Annotated in this window: 14 protein-coding genes; 10 read left to right on the top strand and 4 right to left on the bottom strand. The window is 60.2% G+C overall.

The genetic code is table 11. The annotated features are described in order from the left end of the window. Positions 1-143: 143 nt before the first annotated feature. The 8 genes from L8I05_RS21685 (at position 144) to L8I05_RS21650 (ending at position 8,876) form a co-directional block, all read left to right on the top strand. Entirely contained in the window at positions 144-1,676 is a 1,533-nt protein-coding gene (locus tag L8I05_RS21685; RefSeq protein ID WP_177016451.1) for an MBOAT family protein, read from the top strand. Positions 1,677-1,687: 11 nt separating this feature from the next. Further along, positions 1,688-2,872, top strand: a complete 1,185-nt coding sequence (locus tag L8I05_RS21680) for an alginate O-acetyltransferase (protein WP_242171456.1) — start codon at positions 1,688-1,690, stop codon at positions 2,870-2,872. A gap of 16 nt (positions 2,873-2,888) precedes the next feature. Beyond that, positions 2,889-3,545, top strand: a complete 657-nt coding sequence (locus tag L8I05_RS21675) for an alginate O-acetyltransferase AlgF (RefSeq protein ID WP_083360051.1) — start codon at positions 2,889-2,891, stop codon at positions 3,543-3,545. Between the two features lie 187 nt (positions 3,546-3,732). After that, the gene (locus L8I05_RS21670; RefSeq protein ID WP_242171455.1) at positions 3,733-5,184 is read left to right on the top strand and encodes a mannose-1-phosphate guanylyltransferase/mannose-6-phosphate isomerase; all 1,452 of its coding nucleotides are present in this window, start codon (positions 3,733-3,735) and stop codon (positions 5,182-5,184) included. A 355-nt stretch (positions 5,185-5,539) separates the two neighbouring features. Further along, a complete protein-coding gene (locus tag L8I05_RS21665) occupies positions 5,540-6,004 on the top strand; it encodes a multidrug transporter (protein WP_159954330.1) in 465 nt (154 codons plus the stop codon). 14 nt (positions 6,005-6,018) lie between these two features. Next, a complete protein-coding gene (locus tag L8I05_RS21660) occupies positions 6,019-6,831 on the top strand; it encodes an SDR family oxidoreductase (RefSeq protein ID WP_242171454.1) in 813 nt (270 codons plus the stop codon). Positions 6,832-6,922: 91 nt separating this feature from the next. Then, positions 6,923-8,254, top strand: a complete 1,332-nt coding sequence (locus tag L8I05_RS21655) for an AAA family ATPase (protein ID WP_242171452.1) — start codon at positions 6,923-6,925, stop codon at positions 8,252-8,254. Then, positions 8,247-8,876: a retron system putative HNH endonuclease gene (locus tag L8I05_RS21650; protein WP_242171450.1), complete on the top strand. Its 630-nt coding sequence runs from the start codon at positions 8,247-8,249 to the stop codon at positions 8,874-8,876. The genes L8I05_RS21655 and L8I05_RS21650 overlap by 8 nt, the downstream gene beginning before the upstream one ends. 2 nt (positions 8,877-8,878) lie before the next feature. On the opposite strand, the gene L8I05_RS21645 is transcribed toward L8I05_RS21650, so the two are convergent. Then, on the bottom strand, positions 8,879-9,736 hold the full coding sequence (locus tag L8I05_RS21645; protein WP_242171448.1) for a LysR family transcriptional regulator: 858 nt from the start codon (positions 9,734-9,736) through the stop codon (positions 8,879-8,881). A gap of 111 nt (positions 9,737-9,847) precedes the next feature. Between L8I05_RS21645 and L8I05_RS21640 the strand changes: the two genes are divergently transcribed. Together L8I05_RS21640 and L8I05_RS21635 are read left to right on the top strand one after the other, a co-directional pair. Then, a complete protein-coding gene (locus L8I05_RS21640; protein WP_242171446.1) occupies positions 9,848-11,032 on the top strand; it encodes an MFS transporter in 1,185 nt (394 codons plus the stop codon). Further along, positions 11,029-11,430 carry a DUF4440 domain-containing protein gene (locus tag L8I05_RS21635; RefSeq protein ID WP_197624997.1) on the top strand — a complete coding sequence of 134 codons (402 nt, stop codon included), beginning with the start codon at positions 11,029-11,031 and terminating at the stop codon, positions 11,428-11,430. Before L8I05_RS21640 ends, L8I05_RS21635 begins: the two co-directional genes overlap by 4 nt. A gap of 30 nt (positions 11,431-11,460) precedes the next feature. Here the strand turns inward: L8I05_RS21635 and L8I05_RS21630 are convergent, their stop codons facing one another. Genes L8I05_RS21630 through L8I05_RS21620 form a run of 3 tightly spaced genes read right to left on the bottom strand, consistent with a single transcriptional unit; the run spans position 11,461 to position 14,699 of the window. Beyond that, the gene (locus L8I05_RS21630) at positions 11,461-12,321 is read right to left on the bottom strand and encodes an HlyD family secretion protein (protein WP_242171443.1); all 861 of its coding nucleotides are present in this window, start codon (positions 12,319-12,321) and stop codon (positions 11,461-11,463) included. A gap of 10 nt (positions 12,322-12,331) precedes the next feature. Beyond that, a complete protein-coding gene (locus tag L8I05_RS21625; protein ID WP_010565658.1) occupies positions 12,332-12,532 on the bottom strand; it encodes a DUF1656 domain-containing protein in 201 nt (66 codons plus the stop codon). After that, positions 12,522-14,699: an FUSC family protein gene (locus L8I05_RS21620; protein WP_242171440.1), complete on the bottom strand. Its 2,178-nt coding sequence runs from the start codon at positions 14,697-14,699 to the stop codon at positions 12,522-12,524. Before L8I05_RS21620 ends, L8I05_RS21625 begins: the two co-directional genes overlap by 11 nt. Position 14,700: the final 1 nt, after the last annotated feature.

The following is a 14,700-nucleotide window of genomic DNA, read 5'->3' as shown; positions in this document are numbered from 1 at the left end:
TCTGCGTCCCAAAAGCGGACGCAGAGCGTCCAGTGAGGCATTCCCACGCAGAGCGGGGGAACGATCACAGCCTCCCCCGAAATCGTGGGGGGGTTTGGGGGGGCTCTGGCCCTTGACTGTCTGTTAAACATGGAGAGATCGGGATGGTTTTCTCGTCCAATGTGTTCCTGTTTCTGTTCTTGCCGATCTTTCTCGGCTTGTACTACTTGAGCGGGCAACGCTATCGCAACCTGCTGCTGCTGATTGCCAGCTATGTGTTCTACGCCTGGTGGCGAGTGGACTTCCTGGCGCTGTTCGCCGCCGTGACGCTGTGGAATTACTGGATCGGCCTCAAGGTCGGTGCCGCCGGCGTGCGCACCAAGCCGGCCCAGCGCTGGCTGTTGCTCGGCGTGGCAATCGACCTGTGCATCCTCGGCTACTTCAAGTACGCCAACTTCGGTGTCGACAGCATCAACGTGATGATGAAGTCGGCGGGCCTGGAGCCGTTCATTCTGACCCACGTGCTGTTGCCGATCGGGATCTCGTTCTACATCTTCGAGTCCATCAGCTACATCATCGACGTGTACCGTGGCGACACCCCGGCCACGCGCAACCTCATCGACTTTGCGGCGTTCGTGGCGATCTTCCCGCACTTGATTGCCGGCCCGGTGTTGCGCTTTCGCGACCTGGCCGACCAGTTCAACAACCGCACGCACACCCTCGACAAGTTCTCCGAGGGCTGCACGCGGTTCATGCAGGGTTTCATCAAGAAAGTCTTTATCGCCGACACCCTGGCGGTGGTGGCCGACCATTGCTTCGCCCTGCAAAACCCGACGACCGGCGATGCCTGGCTCGGCGCGCTGGCGTACACCGCGCAGCTGTACTTCGACTTCTCCGGCTACAGCGACATGGCGATCGGTTTGGGCTTGATGATGGGTTTTCGCTTCATGGAAAACTTCAAACAGCCGTACATCAGCCAGTCGATCACCGAGTTCTGGCGCCGCTGGCACATCAGCCTGTCGACCTGGCTGCGTGACTACCTGTACATCACCCTGGGCGGCAACCGTAAAGGCACGCTGACCACTTACCGCAACCTATTCCTGACCATGCTGCTTGGTGGCCTGTGGCATGGCGCGAACATCACCTACATCGTGTGGGGCGCCTGGCACGGCATGTGGCTGGCGATTGAAAAAGCCATCGGCCTCAACACCGCGCCGCGCAGCTTTAACGTGGTGCGCTGGGCCTTCACCTTCCTGCTGGTGGTGATGGGCTGGGTGATCTTCCGCTCCGAGAACCTGCACGTTGCCGGCCGTATGTACGGCGCGATGTTCAGCTTTGGCGAGTGGTCACTGTCGGAACTCAACCGCGCCAGCCTCACCGGCCTGCAAGTGGCAACCCTGGTGGTGGCGTACGCAACGCTGGCGTTCTTCGGCCTGCGCGATTTCTACACCAATCGCCCTGCCGAAAAAGCCAAGCCGGCCGACCCGAGCCTGATCAAAGCGGTGCCTGGCGACAACCCGGACAGCATCCACCAGCCAGGTTTCACCGTCGGCCAGGACGCCGCCGTGCAACCGGCCTACTGGACCGCTGACTGGCCACGCTACGCCATGCGCGCTGCGGTGCTGCTGCTGTTTGTGGCGTCGATTCTCAAACTGTCGGCGCAGAGTTTCTCGCCGTTCCTTTACTTCCAATTTTGAGGGAGCCGACCATGACCCGTTCATTCCGCGTCCTCTATATCGCGCTGTTCCTGCTGGTGCTGCTGGCCCTGGGCGCCTGGTCGCTGCGCAGTTTCTTCGGCTTCAGCACCAATGCTGATGCCACGGTGCTCAACGGCCGCTGGACCAAAGCCGTCGAGACCCACTACGACGACCAGTTCCCGATCAAGCGTATCGGCACCAACCTGTGGGCAGCGCTGGACTACAAGCTGTTCAACGAAGGTCGCCCTGGCGTGGTGCTGGGTCGCGATCACTGGTTGTACAGCGACGAGGAGTTCAACCCCATCGTCAACGAAGACCAGAACCTTGAGGGCAACTACGCGCTGGTCGAAGGCGTGCGCCAGAAGCTCAAGGCCCAAGGCATTCAATTGGTGATGGCCATCGTGCCGGCCAAAGTGCGCCTGTACCCGGAACACCTGGGTGAAGTGAAACCGGCGAGCATCCACGCCAACCTGTACGAAGACTTCCACGCCCGTGTCGCGGCGGACAAGATCATCGCCCCGGACCTGCTCGGCCCGTTGCAACAGGCCAAGCTGGGTGGCACGCAAGTGTTCCTGCGCACCGACACGCACTGGACCCCGGACGGCGCCGAAATCGCCGCCAAGCAATTGGCCAAGACCATTGCTGAAAAAACACCTTTGAGCGGCGAGCCGCAGCGCTTTGTTACCGAAGCGGAAAAGACCGAACCGCACAAAGGCGACCTGCGTCTGTTCCTGCCGCTGGACCCGCTGTTTGAAAACTTGATGCCGCCTAAAGAGCCGCTGCAAAAACGCGTCACGCACCTGGCTGAAAACAAAGGCGACGACGCCCTGTTTGCGGACAGTGAAACCCCGGTGGCATTGGTCGGCACCAGCTACAGCGCCAACCCCAACTGGAACTTCGTCGGTGCGCTCAAGCAAGCCTTGCACAGTGACGTCATCAACTACTCCGAAGACGGCCACGGCCCGATTCTGCCGATGCTCAGCTACCTGAAAAGCGACGACTTCAAGAACAGCCCGCCACAGGTGCTGATCTGGGAGTTCCCGGAACGTTATCTGCCCGTCAACAACGAAATCGGTGACGCCGACCCGCAGTGGGTCGCGCAGCTTAAACAAGCCGGTTCGCGCCAACAGAACATGGCACTGAACACACCAGCTAAAACCCAAAAATCCGAGACGCCCGACCGGGCGCAAAACTGAAAGAGAGGTAACTCACATGACTTTCACTACAACTCCTCGTCGTCTCGCCAAGACTCTGGCCCTGGCTGCCGGTATGAGCATTGTGTCGATGTCCGCCTTCGCCGGTGGTGACGCCGCGCTCTACGGCCCAACCGCGCCAAAAGGTTCGAGCTTCGTACGTGTGTACAACGCTTCCAACCAGGAAGTCAGCGCCACCGTTGGCGCCACCAACCTCAGCGACGTTGCGCCACTGGCCAGCAGCGACTTCAGCTTCATGCCGGGCGGCGACTACAGCGCCAAGGTCGGCAGCCAGACCGTGCCGGTCAAACTCGCCGCCGATCACTACTACACCCTGGTCAACAGCGGCAGCGGCCAGCCACAGCTGATCGAAGAACCGCCGTTCAAGAACAAGCAGAAATCCCTGGTACGCGTTCAGAACCTCAGCGACAAGGCCCTGACCTTGAAAACTGCCGACGGCAAGACCGACGTGGTCAAGTCGGTGGCTGCCAAAGGCCGCGGCGAGCGCGAAATCAACCCGGTGAAAGTGAGCCTGGCGTTGTATGACGGTGACAAGAAAGTCGGCGATGTGAAGCCGGTGGCGTTGGAACGTGGTGAGGCGGCGGTGCTGTATGTGACCGGTTCCGGTTCGAGCATTTCGCCAGTCTGGGTGAAACGCCCAGTGTCGACCCGCTGAATATTTTCCTGAGTTGACACGCTCCAGGTGGGAGCTGGCTTGCCTGCGATGGCGATCTTGAAGGTGCCATCGCAGGCAAGCCAGCTCCCACAGTGTCCGCGTTTCAACTCAGGACACGAGACAAAAACAAGAGTGAAACGACAAACCTTCGTAGCTCTGACCCAAATCGATTCAAGGAGAAACCCCCATGATTCCAGTTATCCTTTCCGGTGGTAGCGGCTCACGTCTTTGGCCGCTTTCCCGTAAACAGTTCCCGAAACAATTCCTGGCCCTGACCGGCGAGCACACGCTGTTCCAGCAAACCCTGGAGCGCCTGGTGTTCGAAGGCATGGACTCACCGATTGTGGTCTGCAACAAAGACCACCGCTTTATCGTCAACGAGCAACTGAGTGCGCGTAACCTCGAATGCCAGCGCATCCTGATGGAGCCGTTCGGGCGCAACACCGCACCGGCCGTGGCCTTGACCGCGATGATGCTGGTCAACGAAGGCCGCGACGAACTGATGCTGGTGCTGCCGGCCGATCACGTGCTTGACGACCAGAAAGCCCTGCAACGCGCCCTGGCACTGGCCACCGTGGCCGCCGAGCGCGGCGAGATGGTGCTGTTCGGCGTACCGGCCACCCGCCCGGAAACCGGTTATGGCTACATCAAGTCCAGTAACGATTCGCTGCTGCCAGAAGGCGTGAGCCGTGTGCAGCAATTCGTGGAAAAACCGGATGAAAAACGCGCCGTCGAGTTTGTCAAAAGCGGCGGTTATTTCTGGAACAGCGGCATGTTCCTGTTCCGCGCCAGCCGTTTCCTCGAAGAGCTGAAAAAGCACGACCCGGACATCTACGACACCTGCGTGCTGACCCTGGAACGCAGCGAGCAGACCGCCGACACCGTGACCTTCGACGAAGCCACGTTCGCCTGCTGCCCGGACAATTCCATCGACTACGCCGTGATGGAAAAAACCCAGCGCGCCTGCGTGGTGCCGCTGAGTGCCGGTTGGAGCGACGTGGGTTGCTGGGCGTCGCTGTGGGCGGTCAACGACAAAGACGCCAACGGCAACGTCAGCAAAGGCGACGTGGTGATCCAGGACAGCCGTAACTGCATGATCCACGGCAACGGCAAACTGGTGTCGGTGATCGGCCTGGACAACATCGTGGTGGTGGAAACCAAAGACGCGATGATGATTGCCCACAAAGACAAGGTTCAGGGCGTCAAGCAGATGGTCAACACCCTCAACGACCAGGGCCGCAGCGAAACCCAGAACCACTGTGAAGTCTATCGCCCGTGGGGTTCCTACGACTCGGTGGACATGGGCGGGCGTTTCCAGGTCAAGCACATCTCGGTCAAGCCGGGCGCGTGCCTGTCGCTGCAAATGCACCACCACCGCGCCGAACACTGGATCGTGGTCAGCGGCACGGCGGAAGTCACCTGTGACGACAACGTGTTCCTGCTCTGCGAGAACCAGTCCACCTACATCCCGATCGCCTCGGTGCACCGCCTGCGCAACCCGGGCAAGATCCCGTTGGAAATCATCGAAGTGCAATCGGGCAGCTACCTGGGCGAAGACGATATCGAGCGGTTCGAAGATATCTACGGACGCTCAACGCCGGTTGAACGTGGCGTGTCGGTGAAAACTATCGCGCAATAAAACAGTCGTAAGAAGAAGCCCTCACCCAGTCCATTGCGTCCCCTATCCGCAGTGGGTTGGGTGGGGGCTGATCGTTCCCACGCTCCGCGTGGGAATGCCGCCTGGGACGCTCCGCGTCCCGCCCTCCGCGCACTGGTGACGCAGAGCGTCACGGGATGCATGCCCACGCAGAGCGTGGGAACGATCAGCTGTAAGGGCCTCATCGCAGGCAAGCCAGCTCCCACAGGGGAATGCATTCCAACTGTGGGAGCTGGCTTGCCTGCGATGGCGTCCGCCCAAGCAACAGTTATCTCAAGCTAGCCAATCCCACCTACGCTTAAGTTAGGATGCTCGTTCTCTATTCGAGGTGGTCTCCATGTTCATCGGCGTTCTACTGATCATCACCTGGCTGATCCTGCTGCTGCGCTACCCTGCCAAGGCCTTGCCGGTGTCCCTTGCCGCCGCCGTCGGCCTGGGCTTTGTGGCGATTTGGGTGGTGTGGCTGGACAACCGCGAAGCCTCGCAACTGTCGCGCCTGGAACTGCGCATCAGCTACGCGCCGCAAGAATGCCCGGCCGATCGCCCGCTTAAACTGATCCTGAACAACGGCAATGACGTGCCCCTCACAGAACTGCGCTGGCGCGTCGCCGCCTATGCGCCGGGCGACACGGTAAATCTGGCCGACAACGTCTATGCTGCCCCACGCTATCGTGGCCCCGGCGAGTTGCAGGCCGGCGCCACGTGGGATGATTGCCTGCCCACACCGCCGTTGCGCCCTGGCTACCGCCCGCAAACCCTGGAATTTCGCGCCGAGCACCTGCAAGGCAGTTTCTCGGACTGACAAAGGATTGATCCATGCCCAACGTACTCATCACCGGCTGCTCCAGCGGCATCGGCCGCGCGCTGGCTGACGCGTTCAAGTCCGCCGGCTTCGAGGTGTGGGCCAGCGCCCGCCGCGAAGACGACGTCGCCGCCCTCGCCGCCGCCGGTTTCAATGCGGTGCAACTGGACGTCAACCACAGCGCCGCCTTGCAGCACCTGGCCGAGCAGTGGGGCGAGCTGGATGTGCTGATCAACAACGCCGGCTACGGCGCCATGGGCCCGCTGCTCGACGGCGGCACCGAGGCCATGCAGCGCCAGTTCGAAACCAATGTGTTTTCCATCGTCGGCGTCACCCAGGCGCTGTTTCCCGCGCTGCGTCGCGCTAACGGCCTGGTGGTGAATATCGGCAGTGTGTCGGGTGTGCTGGTGACGCCGTTTGCCGGCGCTTACTGCGCCTCGAAAGCCGCGGTGCATGCCTTGAGCGATGCGTTGCGCATGGAGTTGGCGCCGTTCGGTGTGCGGGTGATGGAAGTGCAGCCGGGCGCTATCGACACGCGTTTTGCGAAAAATGCCGGGGCCCAGGCTGAGCTGCTGATCAACGAGAAGTCGCCGTGGTGGCCGTTGCGTGAAGGCATTCGTGCACGCTCCCAGGCCTCACAGAACAACCCGACCTCGGCCGAGCAATTTGCGGCTCAAGTGCTCAAGGCCGTGCAACAGTCAAAACCGCCACGGCTGTTGCGTGCGGGCAACGGCTGCCGGGCGCTGCCGTTGATGGCGGCGTTGTTGCCCAAGGCATTGCTGGAGAAGGTGTTGAAGAAGCGCTTTGGTTTGAACGGTGTGTTGTAAGCAACCGTGAAGCCCACCTGCCAAAAACCGGGATGAGTGCCATAATCGCCGCTTGCCTATTGAAACTGACTGGCCCCACAAGGGTAATGCGATGGAAATCAGAACAATTCGACTGAACAACGTCGGTCGTTTTACCGACTTGGAAGTCGCCTTTGCGCCTACCGAAAAGCATGCGTCGAAGGTGACGGTGTTTGTGGGGAACAATGGGGCGGGGAAGACGACGATTTTAAGGGCGCTCGCGACCTCCCTAAGTTGGTTAGTTGCGCGAATTCGATCGGATAGCGGCAACGGTAGTCCGATTGAAGAAGGCGCCTTACACAACGGTTCGAATGTCACATCAATCGCTGTTGAGGCGGAGGAATCAGGCAACTACTTCGAATGGTCATTGGCAAAATCCAGGCGGGGTCGCAATACAAAAGTCACCAGCGCCCTCGCTGATACATCCATTCTGGCCAATGTCTATAGAAACATTTTAACTCACGACAGTAACGCGTCTTTTCCCCTCATCGCTTACTACCCGGTCGAACGCTCAGTCATTGAAATCCCACTAAAGATTAGAACCCGACATAGCTTTGACCAGTTAGATGGCTACGACAACTCATTAAACCGAGGCGTTGACTTTCGCCGTTTTTTTGAGTGGTTTCGAGAGCGTGAGGACAGCGAGAACGAAAAGGGTATTTCAACAAGCGCATTGGCGGAAATACAAAATATTATCGGCAGCTCAGACAGCTCGCTATGGAAGTTTCTCGTCGACTCACATGCGTCATCCCGTGATCGACAGCTGGCCGCTGTGCGCTCCGCTGTAGGCGCATTTATGCCAGGCTTCACTAATTTGCGCGTTCAGCGCAGGCCGAAGTTGCATATGGCTATAGATAAGTCCGGCAGCACTCTGGACGTTGCGCAACTTTCACAGGGTGAAAAATCCATGATGGCTTTGGTTGGTGATATCGCTCGCCGTCTTGCCATGATGAACCCGTCTATGGAAAACCCACTGCATGGCGACGGCGTAGTACTGATTGACGAAGTTGATCTACACCTTCATCCCAAATGGCAGCGGCGCCTGATCAATCAACTCACCGAAACCTTCCCCAATTGCCAATTCATCCTGACCACTCATTCGCCACTGGTGATCAGCGATACCAAAGACGTCTTGTGCTACGCACTCGACAACGGCGAACTAGAAGAACACAGCGGCCTCTACGGTCTCGACGCCAACCAGGTACTGCTCAGCGTCATGGACACCGACGTGCGCAACAGCGACGTTCAGGCCCGTCTTGATCGTTTACTGGATCTGCTGCAAGACAAAAAACTCAAAGAGGCCAAAACTCTTTTCGAAGAACTGTCCGCAGACCTTCCTCCTGGCCATATCGAACTAACCAAAGCCGCCCTTCTAATTCGCAAACTGGAGTTGCGCAGTGCGTAAGATCACCAAAGGAGATGAGCCAGCCGCACTGACGCAGTGGAAACGTGCAAACCCGAGGGGTCGTTACCCTGATTTGACGCGTGAATCCAGCAAATCCATTCGTCAGGCCTGCGTCGAAGAACAACATGGACTGTGCGCTTATTGCTGCCATGAAATCACGCCAGAAAACGCTCGCAATGAGCATGTCCAAGCTCAAAAAATCGCGCCGAACCGCACAGTGGACTTTTCAAATATCGTCGCCAGTTGCGATAGGCCAAGACAGTGCGACAAAGCCCATGCCCACCAAGTGTTGCCGCTCACACCGCTAATGGATGAGTGCGAAACCGAACTGAAGTTTTACATTTCCGGGAGAGTGGAAGGCCTGACGCCAAGAGCAGCCACTGCTATTCAGGTGCTGAACTTAGGTGATACCCCTGAAGCCAACCGAACGTTGGTCAATACCAGAAAAAGTCTGTTGGATTTGATGCTTTTCGACTACGGCATGGCAGGTAACGATCTTAAAGCCGAAGATAGCGAGCTGCTTACAGCACTGATGGAAGACTTGAAACTGCCAGACGCCAACAACCGACTAAAGCCCTTTTCCCCAGTCATGGTAAACGTCATCCGCCACCTGACCGCCTGACCCTACCCCTTCATAAAATCAATAAACGCCCGCACCTTCAGCGGCAAGTGCCGTGTGTCCGGGTACATCGCATAAATCCCCTGCGGGGCGAAACGATGGTCCGCCAGTAATCGCACCAACCGCCCCGCGTCCAGGTCATCCTGCACCAGCCATTGCGGCAACACCGCCACGCCGTGACCGCGCACGGCAAATGCCTGAAGCACCGCCGCACTGTCGGCCACCAGCGCAGTCGGGCCGGGGCGGTATTGATGCTCGCCACCGGCCGGGTCGGTCAGGCTCAATTCCGTCAAACGACCGTGGCCCAGCTTGGGCACCTGTTCTAACTCATCCAGCGTTTGAACCCCGGCGAATTCGGGTGCTGCTACGGCAAACACCTCGAACGTCGACAACTGCACGGCGCGGTGGTTGGAATCCAATAGCCGCCCCAATCGAATCGCCACGTCAAAGCGTTCCGAGATCAAATCGGCGTGGGTCGAGGATGTGGATAAGTGAATGTTGAGGTCAGGATGCAAGCGCCGAAACGCCTCGATTGCGGGGGCAACCACCGCCAGTGCGTATTCCACCGTGGTGGTGATGCGCAACGTGCCTTTGAGCTGGGCATGTTCGGAACGCGCCTCTTCCACCGCCAGCCGGGCTTCTTCGAGCATGCGTGTGCAGCGCAGGTAGAAGCGCTCGCCGGCGTCGGTCAGTGCCAGTTGGCGGGTGTTGCGCGTCAGCAAGGTCACGCCGAGTTCCGCCTCAAGGCGCTTGAGGTTGAAGCTGACCACTGCGCGGGTCTGGCCCAGCAGGTCGGCGGCAGCGGTGAGCGAGCCGGCCTCGACCACGGCCTTGAAGGTGTCGAATCGGTCCAGTCTGACCATCGGCCGCGCCCTCCTTTGTCAAAATATTTTTGACAAACTAACAGGCAAACCGACGTATCCCAAACGTTGCGTGCGGCCTACCCTGCCCGCCTCACTCGCAGGATCGCGTTCATGACCTACCGCTCGAAAGTTGCCTGGATCTTCCTACTCGGCTTCGCCCTGGACCTGGTGAATATGTTTGTCGCCACGGTCGCCTACCCGGATATCGCCCGCGAGCTGCACGCTTCGGTGACGCAATTGGCCTGGATCAGCAATGCCTACATGCTCGGGCTCACCGTGATCATTCCCCTGAGCGTGTGGCTGGCGGCGATCATGGGCGAGCGAACACTGATCGCAGCGAGCCTGCTGTTATTTGCGGGGGCTTCGCTGATGGTGGGCCAGGCGGGCTCTATCGAAACCCTGATTGGCTGGCGCGCGCTGCAAGGGCTGGGCGGTGGTTTGCTGATTCCCGTGGGGCAAGCGATGGCGTACCGGCACTTTCCACCGGCAGAACGCAGCCAACTCACTGCTCGTGTGATGTCGGTGGCGCTGCTGGTGCCAGCGCTGTCGCCGGCATTGGGCGGGGTGATTGTGGACAGCGTGTCGTGGCGCTGGATCTTCTACGCCAACCTGCCGCTGGCGTTATTAACGCTGCTGCTGGCGCTGCTGTGGATAAAACCTGATACGCCTGCAACGGCGCGCCCGGCGTTGGATCCGGGCAGTATTTTCAAGCAGGTCCGCAGCCCGATGCTGCGCGTGGCGATGCTGATCTACCTGTTCATCCCCGGCGTATTTATCGGCACCAGCCTGATCGCCATTCTCTACCTGCGCGGCCTCGGCTATGACGCCACAAAGACGGGCGCACTGATGCTGCCGTGGGCACTGGCGTCGGCGCTGGCGATTTACCTGAGCAAAAAACTGTTTAACCGTTGCGGCCCAAAACCGTTGTTGCTGGCGGGCATGGCCCTGCAATGCATCGGCATCCTGCTGCTGAACCAGCCAGTCTTGGTGATTCTTGCCTACGCCCTGATGGGCCTGGGCGGCAGCCTGTGCAGCAGCACCGCACAGACCCTGGCGTTTCTGGACATTCCCGCCGAGCGCATGGGCGACGCCAGCGCGTTGTGGAATATCAATCGACAAGTAAGTTTTTGCCTCGGCGCGGCGGCACTCAGTGCACTGTTGTCGGCCTTGGATTCATTCGCCATAACCTTCACGATAGCGGCAGCCCTGACACTGCTGCCCCTTTTTGCCGTGCTGCGCCTGGATGCGTCCAGAATCCGCACACTGCTTCACCCTGCCAGCGAGCCCCAGCCATGATTGATTACAGCGATTTTTTTGAAGAAGTGATCCAGACCCACGTCGAGATTGAACAGTGGTTTGCCGGCGTTGCGCCTGAAGGCACCCTGGAAACCTTGCTTGCGCGCTTCTCACCCGAGTTCAGCATGGTCGCGCCCGCCACCGGCACGCGGGTGAATACGGCCGGGGTGAAGGCACTGTTCACGCGCCTTGGCGGTATGCGCCCAGGCTTGAAAATCACCCTGAGTGAAATGGCCGGGATTGACCGCCATGCACGCGGCGCCACGGTGACGTATCGCGAGCATCAGGTTGACGACAGCGGCACGCAGACTGATCGCAGGGCCACGGTGGTGTTTGAAAAGCAGGCCAGCGGCGCGCTGCTGTGGCGCCATCTGCACGAAACCTTCATCAAGGCTTAACACGGTCAAAACTGTGGGAGCTCACACAGTTTAATTTTGTGTTGGGTTGACGATAACGGTGCAGGTGATCCCCGCCGCCAGCAGCACGCCTTCGGGCACTTCATCAATGTGGATCCGCACCGGCACGCGCTGGGCCAGGCGCACCCAGTTGAAGGTCGGGTTCACATCCGCAATCAGTTCGCGACTCTGCGGGTTGTCACGGTCGTAGATGCCGCGCGAGATGCTTTCCACATGGCCCTTGAGGGTCTCGCCGCTCATCAGTTGCATATCAGCCTTGTCGCCGACGTTGACGTGGGGCAGCTTGGTTTCTTCGAAGAAGCCATAGACCCAGAACGAATTCATATCCACTACGGCCATCTTCGCCTCGCCAATACGCGCGTAGTCGCCACGGTGCACATTGAGGTTGGTGACATAGCCGTCCACTGCCGCCACGACTTGGGTGCGTTTCAAATTCAACTCAGCCGCTTCAAGCTGCGCCAGCGCATGTTGGTAATCGGCCAGCGCTGAGTCGGCGATATTGCTCGCGTCGTCGCGGTTTTCCTTGGAGATCACCAGGGCGTCGAGGTCGGCGCGGCGGTGGGCGTTGACCTTGCGCATTTCCCACGTGGCCTTGCGCGAGGCCACCAGCGATTGCGCCTGCTTGACCGCGATGCGGTAGTGCTCGGGGTCGATCTGCATCAGCAAGTCGCCCTTCTTCACCAACTGGTTGTCACGCACCGGCACGTCGACCACTTCGCCGGTGACGTCGGCCGCCACGTTGATGATGTCGGCGCGCACACGGCCATCACGGGTCCACGGCGTCTCCATGTAGTGCACCCACAATGTGCGGCCAATCCAGATCGCCAAAGCCAGTACCAGCAAGGTTGCGAGCAGGCTGAAAAACTTTTTCATCGGGGCATTCTCAACGGTAGACGGTCAGCGCCAGGGCGCCGAACAAGCAAACGAACAGGCTCAGGCGCAGCAACGCCGGGTGCCAGAAAAAACGGTACAGGTCGAACCCGGCCAGAAAGCGATCCAGGGCCCAGGCCAGCCCTGCCGCGATCAAGAACATCAAGGTCATGGTCGGCATGTACACGCCGTGGAAGGCGATTTCACGAGGCATGCGGGGCTCCTTTGAGGGCCGCGAGTGGCGATTGCGGGTCGAGCAGCGAGGTGCGGATAAAGTGCAGGTAGCTTTTCACCCGGCGCAGGGCCGAGGTGTCGAAGTGCGGGGCGAAGGGTTCGTCGGTGGCCTGCACGCGGCTGATCGCGTGGTCGACGGCAATCAGGCCGCGCTCCAGGTTGCTCGCGCTGGGCTGCAGAAACAGCCGCACCAGCGACCGGCCCATCACGCGGATCGCCTGTCGCCACGGCTGGGATTCGGCATACGCCGGGTGCACCGGCAAAATCGCCTGTTCCTTGCGCAACTCGATGATCGCGTGGCCGACTTCCAGCACCACGAACATCCAGCGCAGCAGGTCGCGCTGCACCTGCGGCTGGCCGACGGCGAGGCCGTAGGCCTGGTGCAACAGGTCGCGGGTGCGGCTTTCAAAACTCGAGGCCAGGCCCTTGAGTTTGCCGCTGATGGCGTACACCACCTGCTCACGCAGGTCCTGCTCCAAGCGGCGCCACAGCCAGCGGCTGTTGGGCGGCAGGATAATCGCGCCCGCCGCCGCGCACACCAGCATGCCGATGACCATGGCGATGTAGTCGTTAATAAAGGTGTAAGGGTTGTAAACGGTCAGGTTATCCGGCACCGAGCCGGTGCTGAAGAAGATCAGCAGGCCGACGCCGACACCGGCGTATTGCGGGCGTGAAGCGAGGAAGGAGCCGAAGATGATCACAGGCGCCAGCATCACGCACAGCAACGGGAAGCCGTCGATCCACGGGAACACGAAGAACATCTCGACGAACCCCACCAACGCGCCGATCAAGGTGCCGCAGGCCATCTGGAACGCCATGCGTTTGGGGTTGGGCGTGGCGGCCGACAAGCCCACGGTGGCGGCGGCGATCAGGGTCATGGTCGCGCCGCTCGGCCAGGCGGTGGCCACCCAATAACTGCCCAGCACGATCAGGATAAATGACGCGCGAATGCCGGACGCGGCGCAGGCCAGCCAGTTGGTTTTGGGGATAAAGGTTTCGTCCCACTGCTCGCGCGCATGGCTGTGGTCGGCGAGGGACGCGTGGGTCAACGCGTAGTTGTGCAGGTCGTCGACAAAGCGGTAAAGCAGCTCGTAGGCGGTATGGAAATCCAGTTGCTCGGCTTCGCTCGGGTCGCCCTCCTGAAAGCGCGCCCGCAGGCTGCGCACTTTGGCGGGCAAGCTGTCTTTATAGGCGCTGAGTTGGTTGGCCAACCGCGCGGCGTCGGGGCTGGTGAGGGCGCGAGCGGAAAAACCATCGAGTACTTCAGCGAGGTCTTGCAGGCCCGGCTTGATGGCCGCGACCACGTGATCGGCCGCATCCGTGCGCAGCCGCTCAAGCAACTGGTGCAAGGCGTTAAAGCGCGTGGTGATGCTCATGAATTCGCTGTTGAGGCGACTGAGCCGGCCATTGCGCCGTCGCATATGCGGGTCTTCAAACACAGTGATGCTGCGCAGCCCTTCCAGGCCCACGGCTTCGGCGATAAAGCGCACATTGCTGGCCTCGAACCCTTCGCGCTGGCTGCGCCCACGCAGACCGTCGGTGACAAACAGCGCGAACACGCCGAAGCGCTGATACAAGGCGTTGCGCATCGCGGCGCTGCTGGTTTGCGGCAGGATCGCGGCGCTGACCAACGTAGAGCAGAGAATCCCCAGGGAGATTTCCAGCACCCGCCACACCGCCGCCATAAAGGCGCCGTCCGGGTGCGCCAGGGCGGGCAAACCGACCATCGCCGCGGTGTAGCCGGCCAACACAAACCCATAGGCGCGAAAGTTGCGATTACGCGTCGCACCGGCCGTGCAAATGCCCACCCAGATCGCCAGCGCGCCAAGGAACAATTCGGTGTTCTGCGCAAACAAGGCGATCAGAAAGACCATCACCGTCGACCCGGCCAAGGTGCCCAGGAAGCGGTAAAAACTCTTGGCGAACACCTGGCCGCTCTGCGGTTGCATCACGATAAATACGGTGATCATCGCCGTGCGCGGTTGCGGCAGTTCCAGGCGCATCGCCAGCCACAGCGTGAGGAACGCGGCGATCAGCACTTTGAAGATATACACCCAGGTCACGCCATCACTGCGTGCCCAGTCGAAAAAACCACGCCGCCACTCCAGGGAGTGCAACCAGCGCAGCGGTGCAGGCAAGGGCGTCATC

The organism is Pseudomonas sp. MONT-RG-20F-20-E-7-02 (genome assembly GCF_022662395.1).
Classification (GTDB): Bacteria; Pseudomonadota; Gammaproteobacteria; order Pseudomonadales; family Pseudomonadaceae; genus Aquipseudomonas.
The sequence above is the reverse complement of the archived record's forward strand: the minus strand, read 5'-3'. Positions and strand labels throughout refer to the sequence as shown.